Genomic DNA, 11,475 nt, shown 5'->3' with positions numbered 1-11,475 from the left:
GCTCGTCTCGCGGGGGGACAGCACGCTGTTCACGATCGAGCCGACGGCGCCGGAGGCGAACCGGACGATCGCGAACGACACGTCCTCGGTCTCGACCCGGCGGCCGAGCGTCGCGGCCACGGCGTGCACCTCGTGCCAGTCGCCGAGCAGGCTGAGCAGGAGGTCCATCTGGTGGATGCCATGGCCCATGGTCGGGCCGCCGCCCTCGGTCTCCCACTTGCCACGCCACGGCACCTCGAAGTAGTCGTGGCCGCGGTACCACAGCGTGTTGCACACGGCGACGAGCGGCGAACCCAGCTCGCTGGCGCCGATGTGCCGGCGCAGCCGCTGGGCCGCGCTGCCGAAGCGGTGCTGGAAGACGTAGCTGGCGTACGGGCCGCCGTCCTTTTCGTGGGCGGTGATCTCGTCGTACTCGGCCAGCGACAGCGTCGGCGGCTTCTCGCACCAGACCCACGCGCCGGCGTCCAGGCCGGCGATCACCGCCTCCCGGTGCGCCACCGGCGGGGTCGCGACGACGACCAGATCGGGGCTCTCCCGCGCCAGCATCTCGGTCAGATCGGTGTGGCGGCCCGGGATGGCGTGGGAGTCGGCCAGCTCGTTCGCGCGGGCGGAGTCGACGTCGCACACGGCCACGACCTGCACCGCGTCGCCGGCCGCGGCCAGGGCGGGAAGGTGGCTGATTCTCGCGATGCCCCCGGCGCCGACGACGGCGACGCGGACCGGGGACGGAAACGCAGGCATGGACACTCCCTCGGACGACCCAAAAGTGATCGATCACTTTTTCTCGCCAACTTAGTTTCGATCACGCCGGGGTGTCAACGCCCGCCTCGTCTCCCTGGAGGGCCTTCAGCCAAGGGGGGACGGCGCGACGGACTCGCGGCTGCGTACGGGCATCGGAACCCGGTGCACGTCGCCCACCCGATCGCCGTCCGTGCGGTCGCGGTCGATCTCGGTGAACAGCACGTCGACGGCCTTGCGGCCCAGCTCGTAATGGGGCAGTGCGACGGTGGTCAGCTTGGGGCGCATCCACGAGGCGATGGGATGGTCGTCGAAGGAGACGACGGAGACGTCGGCGGGCACCTTGAGCCCGAAATCGTCGAGTGCCTGGTAGGCGCCCATGGCGATGCGGTCGTTGAAGCAGATGAGCGCGCGTGGCTGGGCGGTGTGCAGGAGGTCGCGGGTCGCGGCGAGGCCGTATTCGGGCTGCCAGTCGGGGCAGGTGCGGGCGCCCGCCACCTCGACCCCCACCTCGCCGAGCGCCTCGCGGATGCCGACGAGCCGTTCCACCGCCGCGACGCTCTCGGCGGGCGCGTCGCGCAGGCCAGGACCGGCGCCGATCAGGTAGATGCCGTCGCGGTGGCCGGCCTCGAGCAGGATGCGGGCGGCGCGGCGGCCGGCCTCGACCTCGTCGGGAAGGACGGCGGGCAGGGGCGTGGGCTGCTCGGGCAGCGCGTTGAGCAGCACGGCGGGCGTGGCCGTGATGGTCCTGGGCACCTTGATGGTCCTGGTGAACATCGAGGCCAGGACGAGCCCGTCCACCTGCCGGTCGTGCATGGCCTGCAGCAGGAGGCTTTCGAGCTCGGCGTCGCCCTCGGTCTCACCGATGAACAGCATGAAGCCGCGGTCGCGGGCGGCCTCGAGCGCTCCCTTGATCATGTCACCGGCCAGCCGCGAGGTGGCGACGGTGTCGGAGATGAAGCCGATCGTCCGGGTGGTGCCCGTGCGCAGGCCGACGGAGACGATGTTGGGCCGGTACTGCAACTCGTCGGCCGCTTTCAGCACCCGCTGCTCGACGTCCTGAGAGATGCGCAGCTCACGGCCACGGCCGGACAGGACAAGCGATGCGGTCGTGCGGGAGACACCGGCAGCCTTGGCCACATCCGCCAAGGTGACCCGTCGTGGGCTCACCCAGAACCTCCGATCGTCAAGAGTGGGTTACAGGGGGTTGACATCGTACGACACGCACCGTGAGACTAACGGGCGCTAACCCGATTTAGCAACGGAGTTGGGACATCAGCCTGCGCCGATTGTCCCAGGCAGCAGAGGAGATGCACATGGCTCGTCGAGGTCGCTCCGGGGCCGCGCTGGTGATCGCCATGGGGACGCTGGCCGCCGCCTGCGCGGCTCCCGGCAGCAACAGCCCGCAGCCCGCGGCCACCAGCGCGTCGGCCCCGTCCGCGGCGCCCACCTGCGGCACGGCGCCGATCACGATGAACGGCTACTTCGAGACCGGTTTCCCGCTGCCCAAGGCGCTGACCACCGAGTTCACCAAGCAGCACCCGAACGTCACGTGGAACATCCGCGAGGACCAGTTCGCGGTGATCACGCAGAACGCCCCCCGCGTGCTGGCGGACAACCCGCCCGACCTGATGCGCCTTCCCCAGGTCTCCGAGCTGGTCAAGGACAACCTGCTGAAGAACCTCGACGGCTACGCGAAGGTGTTCGGCTGGGACAAGTGGCCGGCCTCCCAGCTTGAGCAGCTGCGCCTCGGCCCGGGCGGGCGGCCGCGCGGCGAGGGCTCGCTGTACGCCCTGGGCCTCAACTCCAGCATGACCGGGATCTTCTACAACAAGAAGCTCGCCGCGAAGATCGGGATGTCCGCGCCGCCCGCCACGCTGGCCGAGCTCGACGCGCTGCTGGACAAGGCCAAGAAGGCGGGCATCACGCCCATCGTGCAGTTCAACGGCGGCGCCACCGGCGGCCTGGCGTTCCCGCTGCAGGACCTCATGGCCTCCTACGGCCCGGCCGCCCCGATCAACGACTGGATCTTCCAGAAGCCCGGCGCCACGATCGACACCCCGTCGAACCTGCAGGCCGTCCAGCACCTGGAACGGTGGATCAAGGCGGGATACTTCCAGAAGGACGTCAACGCGGTCGACTACGCGACGATGATGAGCCGCTTCATCGACGGCCAGGGGCTGTTCATGTTCAACGGCGACTGGGAGTCCGGCAACCTCGACAAGCAGATGCCGGGCGACGTCGGCTTCTCCCTGATGCCGCCGGCGCAGCAGGGTGGCAAGCGGGCCGCCATGTCGGCGCCCCTCACCTTCGGCATCGCCGCGAACGCCAAGAACGCCGACTGCGCCGCCTTCTTCCTCGACTGGGTGGCCACCGACAAGCGGGCCCGCGAGATCGGCGTCGAGGTCGGCGGCTCGCGTCCGATGGGTCCCGCCGACGCGTACATGCCCGAGGTGGCCGCGGACAAGGTCACCGCCGGCACGCTGGCGGCCGGAGCGGACATCTCCAAGGACAACGGCGCGATGGACTTCATCGCCAACGCCACCGGCGCCATCTACGCCAAGAGCTGGACGCCCCAGCTGCAGAAGCTGGTGGCCGGGCAGCAGAAGCCGCAGGAACTGCTGAAGACGGTCCAGGCCGACTACGCCGGCCAGCTCGAAGGGAACTGAAGCAGGTGGTCACCCGCCCTGCCGGCGCCCGGGCCACGCACCGGCGCCCGGTCGCGGCCAGGCTGCGCGACGCGCGCGGCCTGGTCGGCTGGCTGTTCGTCGCGCCGGCGTTCGCCTTCTACGCGGTCTTCGTCCTGCGTCCGATCGCCCTGACGTTCCAGTACTCCCTGTACGAGTGGGACGGCATCGGCCCGTCCACCTGGGTCGGTCTGGCCAACTTCGGGAAGGTCTTCACCGACCCGGACCTCTACGACTCGCTGATCAACGCCGTCAAGCTCATCGTCTTCTTCAGCGCGATCCCGGTCCTGCTGGGCCTGGCCATCGCCGCCACGATCCGGCGCATCGCCCAAAGCCGGCTGGCCCTCGTGGCGCGGACCGTTCTCTTCCTGCCGCAGGTCATCCCGCTGGTGGCGGCCGGCATCGCCTGGAGCTGGCTGCTGGCCTCCACCGGCGTGATCAACCAGCTGCTCTCGCTCGTCGGCCTCGGCGGGATCACCCGGGCCTGGCTGGGCGATTTCTCCACCGCGCTGCCGGCGGTCGGGATGATCGGCGCATGGGTGCTCCTCGGCCTGTGCACGCTGCTGCTCCTGGCGGGTATGAGCAAGATCGACCCGGCGCTGTACGAGGCCGCCCGGCTGGACGGCGCCGGCCCGTGGCGGGAGTTCGTCTCGATCACCGTCCCCAGCCTGCGGCAGGAGATCGCGGTCTGCGTCACCGTGACCGTGATCGCGGCCCTGGCAAGCTTCGACATCATCTACATCTCCACCCAGGGCGGTCCGGGCAACACGACCATGGTGCCCGGCCTGCAGATCTACTACCTGGCCTTCTCCGAACGCGAGGTCGGCATGGCCTCGGCCCTGGCCCTGGTGCTCATGGTCCTCGTGATCGCCTGCGCCCTTCCCATCCAGTGGTTCACCAAGGAGGGCAACCGATGATCACCTCGTGGCGGGAGTCCTGGACCGGCAGGGTGCTGCTCATCGCCATGATGGCGATCACGATCCTGCCGTTCCTCAGCCTGTTCGTCACCGCCCTGCACCCGTCAGGCACCTACCCGGCGGGGCTGGCCTGGCCGGCCGACCCGCAGTGGGGCAACTTCCTCGCCGCCTTCCGGGCCGCGAACATGGGCGAGCTGCTGAAGTCGAGCGTCCTCATCGTGCTCGGCGTGGTCCCGATCTCCATCGTGCTGGCGACGATGGCCGGATTCGCCATCGGCCACCTGCGCGTCATCGGCGGCCGCGTGATCTTCCTGCTGTTCGTGCTCGGCCTGACCCTGCCCTTCGAGGGCATCATCACGCCGCTGTACTACCAGATCCGCGACATGGGACTGCTCAACACGCGCTGGGCGATCATCCTGCCGCTCATCGGCCTGTTCATGCCGTTCTCCGTCTTCTGGATGCGCGCGCACTTCGTCAACATGCCCGGCGAGCTGTCGGAGAGCGCGCGGATGGACGGGGCCAACGTCTGGCAGTTGTTCCGGCGCATCCACGTCCCCCTGGCCATGCCGGCGATCTCGTCCCTGGGCATCCTGCTGTTCCTGTGGACCTGGAACCAGTTCCTGCTGGCCATCGTCCTGGTCGATGACCCGACCAAGCGCACCATGTCCGGCGCGCTGGGCGCCTTCCAGGGGCAGTGGGGCACCGACATCCCGCTGCTGTGCGCCGGGTCGCTGCTGATCCTGACCCCCACGCTCGTGATCTTCCTCATCTTCCAGCGGCACTTCGTCAAGGCCCTGCTCCAGGGCTCCCTGAAGGGCTGACGGCGATGAACGCGACACCGCCGCTCTACGGCGGGATCGAGGCGGGCGGGACGAAGTGGGTGTGCGCGCTCGCCGGCACCCACGGGCGGACCCTCGCGACCCGCACGATACCGACGACCACACCCCAGGAGACCCTCGCGGGCGCCGCGCGGCCACTCGGGAATCACCGGAGCGATCGAACCGGCCCACGCCGCCCTGCTCGACCCGCGGGAGCGCAGGCGCGGATGAAAAGGAAGGTTGTCCGCATGCCCACACAAGGGCGACTGAACGCCGCGCCGGATCCGACGGAAGCCGGCCCGCGCCGTGGGCAGGGAGCCGCATGAGCGCCGGCCGACCCGCGCGCTGGACGCGGCGGCACCTGGAGCTGCTCGTCGAGGCCGCCGCGACCACGGCACCCGTCTTCGACCCCGCGGCCATGCCCCGAATCCTGCCGGACCACGACCTGTGGGACCTGTGGCCCGTCCAGGAGGAAGACGGCTCGACCTGCGTGATCAGCGGCCAGGAGCTGTGGATGGCGCTGTCGGCGCCCATCCTCGCTCACCCCGAGGAGCGCCACGACCAGGCCCGCATCCGCCTGCTCGCCAAGGACGGCGACAGGTGGACGGACCTCGGGCACGCGTTCGCCGACGGCGCCTCGCCGGGCAGCCGCGAATGGTCGGGGTCGGCGGTCCGCCGCCCCGACGACACCGTGTCGGTGTTCTACACGGCCGCCGGACGGCGCGGAGAAGCGCCCCCGACGTTCCGGCAGCGCGTCGTCGAGGCCCGCCCCGCCTTGGTCGCCGACGGCCGCCGGATCCTGCTGGACCCGGGTGCCGAGCACCGCGAGCTCCTCCGCTCGGACGGCCGCATGTACCTGCCGGCCGAGGAGATCACGGGGGCGCCGGGACGCATCAGGGCGTTCCGCGATCCCGGCTGGTTCCGCGACCCGGCCGACGGGCGCGATTACCTGCTCGTCGCCGCGTCCGTCGCGGAAGGCGACCCTTTCAGCGGTGCGATCGCCCTGGCCGAGCCCCGGGACGGCGCCTGGTCCCTGCTGCCGCCTCTCGTCGTGGCCGAGGGCATCAACCACGAGCTGGAACGGCCGCACATCGTCGTCCACCGGTCCCGGTACCACCTCTTCTTCTCCACCCAGCGCCACTCCTTCCACCCGGCCGGCTCCGCGCCCACCGGGCTCTACGGCTTCGTCGCCCCCAGCCTGACGGGACCGTACGAGCCGCTCAACGGGTCCGGACTCGTGCTCCGCAACCCCCGCGCCGAACCGGACCAGGCCTACGCCTGGCTGGTGCTGCCGGACCTCCACGTGGTCAGCTTCGCCAACTACCGATCGTCCCCGGGCGTGGATCTCCGATCCGCGCAGGCCGCGCAGGCACGAGCGGGCTTCGGCGGAACCATCGCACCGATCCTCAAGCTCACCCTGAACGGGATGGCGACCTCCGTCGTCCCGGCTGAGACAGGTGTGCGGCACAACGCGGCCAACCCCTGACGCACAAGCGGACGGCTCTCTCGCCGAGGGAGCCGTCAAGTAGGCTCTGGACCATGGGAGTTACCGGTCACACGCCGCCGAACGACACTCCTCCCGGCCGGTCCGCGAGCATCTGGGACGTCGCCCGCGTGGCCGGTGTCTCCCAGCAGACCGTCTCCCGCGTCATCAACGGCAAGACCCGTGTGAGCGAGTCGACCCGGGCCAAGGTGATGCAGGTCATCGCCGAGCTCGGCTACCGCCCCAACCGGCTGGCCCGGACGCTGGCCGGTGGCCCGGCGAGCTCGGTCACCGTGCTGACCTCCGACACCGCCCTGTTCGGCGCGGCGGCCACGCTGCGCGGCATGGAGGAGGCGGCCAGGGCGGCCGGCTTCTCGGTCGGCATCAGCGTGCTGGAGCCGGGCGCGAACAGTACGGACGTCGCCCTGCGCCTCAACCGGCCCCAGGAGCCCGTCATGGTGATCGCCTACGACGACCCCGGCGAGCGGGCGCTCCGCGAGCTGCCGCCGGACGTGCCGGTGACGGCCGCCGTCGAACGCCCCGACAACGGCGCGGGCGACAACCCGTGGCAGGTCTGGCTGGACGACCGGGCCGCGGCGGCGCACGCGACGCGCCACCTGCTGAGCCTGGGGCACCAGACCGTCCACTACGTGGCCATCCCGTCCTCCACCAGCGCGCTTCCGCAGCGGACCCGTGGCTGGCAGGACGCGCTGCGGGCCGCCGGCCGCCCCTTGCCCGACCCCCTGCGCGGCGGCTGGACTCCCCGCTCCGGATACCTCGCCGTGCGCTCCCTGCTGGCGGACCGCTCGGTGACCGCCATCCTGTGCGGCAACGACGATCTGGCCCTGGGCGTCATGCGGGCCGCGCGCGAGGCCGGACGCGACATCCCCGGTGACCTCAGCGTGGTCGGCTTCGACGACACGCCGGCGTCGGCCTACCTCCACCCCTCGCTCACCACCGTACGGCTCGACTTCGAGGGCCTCGGCCGCGCGTGTTTCGGCCTGCTGCTGCGCAGGCTGCAGCCGGAGGCCGCACTGTCCCTTCCGACCTGGAACGAGCCGGAGCTCATCGTGCGGGAGAGCAGCGGCCCGCCGCCGGCTGCTCCAGGAACGCCGCGACGGTAGACCTGAACCGGTCGGCGTCGTCGAGCCACGGGAAGTGTCCGGCGCGGGGCTGGATGACGAGTTCGGCGTTCGGGAACAGCCCGGCGAACTCGGCCATGGCCGGAGGAGGCGCTCCCAGATCGACCTCTCCCGCGAGCAACAGTACGGGCGATGCGAACCGGGCGAGCGCGGCGCGGGTGGCCTCCGGATCGAAGGCGCCTTCGGTGCCGAAGGCCGTCATGACCTCCGGGTCCTGCCGCTCCGCATCCGCCGCGTGATGGGCCTGCGCCACCCCGTCCCACCGGCCATAGGAGAACGGCACGACGGCCTGCCAGCTGTCGTTCGTGGCCTGGCCCGCCACGATCGCCTCGAGGGCCGCGAACGCCTCCGGGAACCACGGCTCGTCGCGGCGCAGCCGAGCCGTCTCGCGCCGGAGGTCACCTGAGATCGCGATGCCGACGGCTCGGACGCTCGGGGTGATCAGCGCAAGCCTGCCGACGCGCCGCGGGTGGCGGGCCGCGTACTGCGTGGCCAGATTCGCGCCGGCGCAGTGCGCGAGCAGGTCCATCCGGTCCAGGCCCAGGTGCGCGCGCAGAGCCTCCACGTCGGCGACGAGCCGGTCACAGCGACAGGACGCGGTGTCCTGGGGTTTCGCGGACTGTCCGGTGCCGCGCGAGTCGAGCATGATCAACTGCCGGTGCGCGGACAGGCCGCCGAGGTCGCCGAGATAGGCGGCGGCCGTCGGCCCGCCGGGCAGGCAGACCACCGGCGCGCCGTCCCCGGCCACGTGGTAGCTCAGCTTGGTGCCGTCGTACGAGGTGAAGAATCCCATGCCCCCGCAGCCTGAGGGGTGGTGGCGTCGGTGGCTATCGTTTAGCCACAGCTACATGATGGGTGGGACGGATGGCGGTCGAGATCAGGTTCACCGCGGCATCGGTGGCCAGGGTGCGGTTCGCCGTCTCGCCGCTCGGGGAGACGGTGCTCGCACTCCGGATCCTGCTGGGCACGGGCGGGCACGCGGTGCACCGGCCCTGGGTGCGCGGGGCACGTCCGCTGATCGCGGACGAGCGCGAGCTGCCGCTGCTGCGGGCGCTCATAGCGGGACCCATGCCGTCGTTCCTGTTCCCGGTGCCGCAGGAGCGGCTGCCGTCGATGGCCAGGGAGCTGGAGCTGCTGCGGGCCACGGAAGAGCCCTTCTTCCGGCGCGAGTACGGAGCGGTGCTGGGCATGCCGGCCGAGGAGGCCCCCGAGCCGGCAGCGGTGCTGCCGCGGCTGGCGCAGGCGCTCCACCGCTGCCACGAGCTGGTGATCGCTCCACAGTGGGGCCGGATGCAGGCGGTGCTGGAAGCCGACGTCGCCAGGCGGGCGCTCACCCTGGTGGACGGCGGGGTACAGGCGCTGTTCGCCGAGCTGCACCGGGACATCGCCTGGGACGGCGGCCAGCTGGTGGTGCACGGCCGGCGCACCTCGCACGCCGTCTACACGGTGGACACCGGTGGGCAGGGCCTGGTCCTGCTGCCCAGCATCTTCAACTGGCCGAACGTGGGCGTCGACAAGTCCCCCGTCGCCGCCGCGTCGATCCGCTATCCGGCGGTGGGCGTCGGCCTGCTCTGGGAGCCGCCCCCGCCGGCGCTGGCGGGCCTGGCCCCGGTGCTGGGGCACACGAGGACGGCGCTGCTCGCCGCCCTGGCCGAACCCCGGACGACCGCGGCCCTGGCCGCCCGCCTGGGCATCACCCCCAGCGCCGTCTCGCAACACCTGGGCGCGCTGCGAGGGGCGGGTCTCGTCTCGACGCAGCGCAAGGGCCGAACCGCGCTTCACCTGCGCACGGAACGGGCGGATCATCTGTTGGGCAGCTCAGCTCCATAAGGCTGCTCGGGCCGCGGGCCGCCCTTCACCCAGAAGAGGGAACCCGGTTTGCGGGCCTCGCGACGGATCCTCTTCACCGCGAAGTTGCAGGTCACCTCCTTGATCGTCGCGCCCATGCGGCCGCCGACGTAGAGGTTCACCGCGGTGTCGTCCTTGCGGGCGAGCTGTCGGATGCCGGTGCGCCGGCCGAGGCTGACACACGCGCCCGAGAAGGCCAGGCCGATCACCGCCGGTTCGGTCCCGGCGATGCGGCTCAGCACGGTGTCGGCGGCCTGCGCCCCGAGCGGGCCGGCGGCGTAGCAGCTCATCCGCAGCGGTTGGCCGGACGGCGCGGCGGCGTCCCCGGTCGCCACGATGCGGTCGTCGTCGACGCTGGTCAGCGTCTCGTCGGTGAGCAGCCGGCCGAGCGCGTCGGTGCGCAGCCCGCTCGCGGCCGCCAGCCGAGGCACGCCGAAACCGCCTGCCCAGATGGTCAGCGCGCTCGCACGTACCCTGCCGTCGGTGAAGACGACCGCGTCCGGGCGGACCTCGCGCACCATGTCGTCCTCGAGCACCGTGACACGGTGCCGGGACAGCCACGTGGCCACGGCCCGGCGCGCGGGCGCGCCGAAGGACGGCGCCAGGGCCCGGCCGCACACCAGCGTGACCGCGCGTCCTTGCTCGGCCAGCTCGGCGGCCGTCTCGATGCCGGTCAACCCGCCGCCGACCACGGTGATCGGAGCATCGAGGGGCAGCTCCTCCAGCCTGGCACGCAGCCGCTGCGCGGGCTCGTACTCGGCGATGTCGAACGCGAACTCGGCCGCCCCGGGCACCGACGACGGTATCGCCCCGGTGCTGCCGACGGCGTAGATGACGTAGTCGTAGTCCAGCGCGCCGCCCGACTCCAGCAGCACGGTACGGGTGGTGGTGTCGATGCGCGTGGCGCTGTCGACGACCAACCGGATGCCGTCGCCGAGCAGCGTGCCGTAGTCCACCGTGGCCTCCCTGGTGCCGGCCACGAACTGGTGCAGCCGGACCCGTTCGACGAACTCCGGGCGGGGATTGACCACGGTGATGCCGACGTCGTCGCGCATCCGCAGATGGTTGGCCGCGAGTGTTCCGGCGTAACCGCCGCCGATGACGATGACCTTGGTGAGGGTGGAGTTTTCGGACATGGCGAGGTTTCCCTTCTCGATCTCACCGAACCGACAACACAACCCCTCGGAATGTGAGGCGACGCGCCAACCTCACAGTTCACCGCGCTGTCTTGTCGGACTGGTGAGAGCGGAACGCGACCGAGGGAGCCGGCGACACCATGACCATCCAGTCCGAGCCAGGAGGCGGCCGGCTCGACCCGGGCCTGAGCGCGATCATGAGCGAGCGGCGCCAGCTGATCAATCTGGCGTACCGGCTGCTCGGCTCCCTGGCCGATGCCGAGGACGTCGTCCAGGAGACCTACGCCCGCTGGTACGCCATGACCCGGCAGGAGCAGGACGCCATCGCGGTTCCCGGCGCCTGGTTGACCAAGGTCGCCAGCCGCATCTGCCTCAACGTGCTCTCCTCGGCACGGGCCCGGCGCGAGACCTACGTGGGCGAATGGATCCCCGAGCCGCTACCCGAACCCACGGAGTGGATCAACGGGCGATCGGACGGCATCACCGCCGACCCGGCCGACCGCGTCACCCTCGACGAGTCGGTCAACATGGCCTTCCTGGTCGTGCTGGAGTCGATGACCCCGGCCGAGCGCGTCGCGTTCATCCTGCACGACGTCTTCCGCTACTCCTTCGCCGAAGTGGCCGAGATCGTCGGCCGCACCCCGGCGGCCTGCCGCCAGCTGGCCTCCTCGGCCCGCCGCCGCATCGGCGCCTCGCAGGCCCCCGC

11 protein-coding genes are annotated in these 11,475 nt (G+C 71.3%); 7 read left to right on the top strand and 4 right to left on the bottom strand.

Going from position 1 to position 11,475, the window contains the following annotated elements:
• The coding region (locus ACWDX9_RS52250) for a Gfo/Idh/MocA family protein (RefSeq protein WP_449969314.1) at nucleotides 1-741 on the bottom strand (741 nt) is incomplete at its 3' end.
• A 105-nt stretch (nucleotides 742-846) separates the two neighbouring features.
• A complete protein-coding gene (locus ACWDX9_RS52245; RefSeq protein WP_449969312.1) occupies nucleotides 847-1,908 on the bottom strand; it encodes a LacI family DNA-binding transcriptional regulator in 1,062 nt (353 codons plus the stop codon).
• Between the two features lie 146 nt (nucleotides 1,909-2,054).
• Between ACWDX9_RS52245 and ACWDX9_RS52240 the strand changes: the two genes are divergently transcribed.
• The 5 genes from ACWDX9_RS52240 (at nucleotide 2,055) to ACWDX9_RS52220 (ending at nucleotide 7,767) form a co-directional block, all read left to right on the top strand.
• A complete protein-coding gene (locus ACWDX9_RS52240; protein ID WP_355197885.1) occupies nucleotides 2,055-3,407 on the top strand; it encodes an ABC transporter substrate-binding protein in 1,353 nt (450 codons plus the stop codon).
• Between the two features lie 5 nt (nucleotides 3,408-3,412).
• Entirely contained in the window at nucleotides 3,413-4,342 is a 930-nt protein-coding gene (locus ACWDX9_RS52235; protein WP_364250259.1) for a carbohydrate ABC transporter permease, read from the top strand.
• Nucleotides 4,339-5,163 (top strand): carbohydrate ABC transporter permease, encoded by an 825-nt coding sequence (locus ACWDX9_RS52230; RefSeq protein ID WP_350739560.1) that lies wholly within the window; start codon nucleotides 4,339-4,341, stop codon nucleotides 5,161-5,163. The genes ACWDX9_RS52235 and ACWDX9_RS52230 overlap by 4 nt, the downstream gene beginning before the upstream one ends.
• A gap of 319 nt (nucleotides 5,164-5,482) precedes the next feature.
• Nucleotides 5,483-6,646 (top strand): glycoside hydrolase family 68 protein, encoded by a 1,164-nt coding sequence (locus ACWDX9_RS52225; protein ID WP_449969308.1) that lies wholly within the window; start codon nucleotides 5,483-5,485, stop codon nucleotides 6,644-6,646.
• A gap of 53 nt (nucleotides 6,647-6,699) precedes the next feature.
• Complete coding sequence (locus ACWDX9_RS52220) at nucleotides 6,700-7,767, top strand: LacI family DNA-binding transcriptional regulator (protein WP_449969306.1); 1,068 nt, start codon at nucleotides 6,700-6,702, stop codon at nucleotides 7,765-7,767.
• On the opposite strand, the gene ACWDX9_RS52215 is transcribed toward ACWDX9_RS52220, so the two are convergent.
• Nucleotides 7,709-8,578 (bottom strand): alpha/beta fold hydrolase, encoded by an 870-nt coding sequence (locus ACWDX9_RS52215; protein ID WP_449969303.1) that lies wholly within the window; start codon nucleotides 8,576-8,578, stop codon nucleotides 7,709-7,711. The two genes, ACWDX9_RS52220 and ACWDX9_RS52215, sit on opposite strands and share 59 nt — an antisense overlap.
• Nucleotides 8,579-8,649: 71 nt before the next feature.
• Here ACWDX9_RS52215 and ACWDX9_RS52210 point away from each other — a divergent pair, with 71 nt between their 5' ends.
• Complete coding sequence (locus ACWDX9_RS52210) at nucleotides 8,650-9,615, top strand: DUF5937 family protein (protein WP_449969301.1); 966 nt, start codon at nucleotides 8,650-8,652, stop codon at nucleotides 9,613-9,615.
• Here ACWDX9_RS52210 and ACWDX9_RS52205 read toward each other — a convergent pair.
• On the bottom strand, nucleotides 9,588-10,769 hold the full coding sequence (locus ACWDX9_RS52205) for an NAD(P)/FAD-dependent oxidoreductase (protein WP_449969299.1): 1,182 nt from the start codon (nucleotides 10,767-10,769) through the stop codon (nucleotides 9,588-9,590). The genes ACWDX9_RS52210 and ACWDX9_RS52205 overlap by 28 nt on opposite strands.
• 140 nt (nucleotides 10,770-10,909) lie before the next feature.
• Here ACWDX9_RS52205 and ACWDX9_RS52200 point away from each other — a divergent pair.
• The coding region (locus ACWDX9_RS52200) for a sigma-70 family RNA polymerase sigma factor (RefSeq protein WP_449969298.1) at nucleotides 10,910-11,475 on the top strand (566 nt) is incomplete at its 3' end.

It is taken from the genome of Nonomuraea sp. NPDC003201 (genome assembly GCF_053590415.1).
The sequence above is the reverse complement of the archived record's forward strand: the minus strand, read 5'-3'. Positions and strand labels throughout refer to the sequence as shown.

Coding starts and splice junctions, on each gene's coding strand:
- ACWDX9_RS52240 (WP_355197885.1), top strand. CDS start 2,055: ATGGCTCGTCGAGGTCGCTCCGGGGCCGCGCTGGTGATCGCCATGGGG.
- ACWDX9_RS52230 (WP_350739560.1), top strand. CDS start 4,339: ATGATCACCTCGTGGCGGGAGTCCTGGACCGGCAGGGTGCTGCTCATC.
- ACWDX9_RS52225 (WP_449969308.1), top strand. CDS start 5,483: ATGAGCGCCGGCCGACCCGCGCGCTGGACGCGGCGGCACCTGGAGCTG.
- ACWDX9_RS52220 (WP_449969306.1), top strand. CDS start 6,700: ATGGGAGTTACCGGTCACACGCCGCCGAACGACACTCCTCCCGGCCGG.
- ACWDX9_RS52215 (WP_449969303.1), bottom strand. CDS start 8,578: ATGGGATTCTTCACCTCGTACGACGGCACCAAGCTGAGCTACCACGTG.
- ACWDX9_RS52210 (WP_449969301.1), top strand. CDS start 8,650: ATGGCGGTCGAGATCAGGTTCACCGCGGCATCGGTGGCCAGGGTGCGG.
- ACWDX9_RS52205 (WP_449969299.1), bottom strand. CDS start 10,769: ATGTCCGAAAACTCCACCCTCACCAAGGTCATCGTCATCGGCGGCGGT.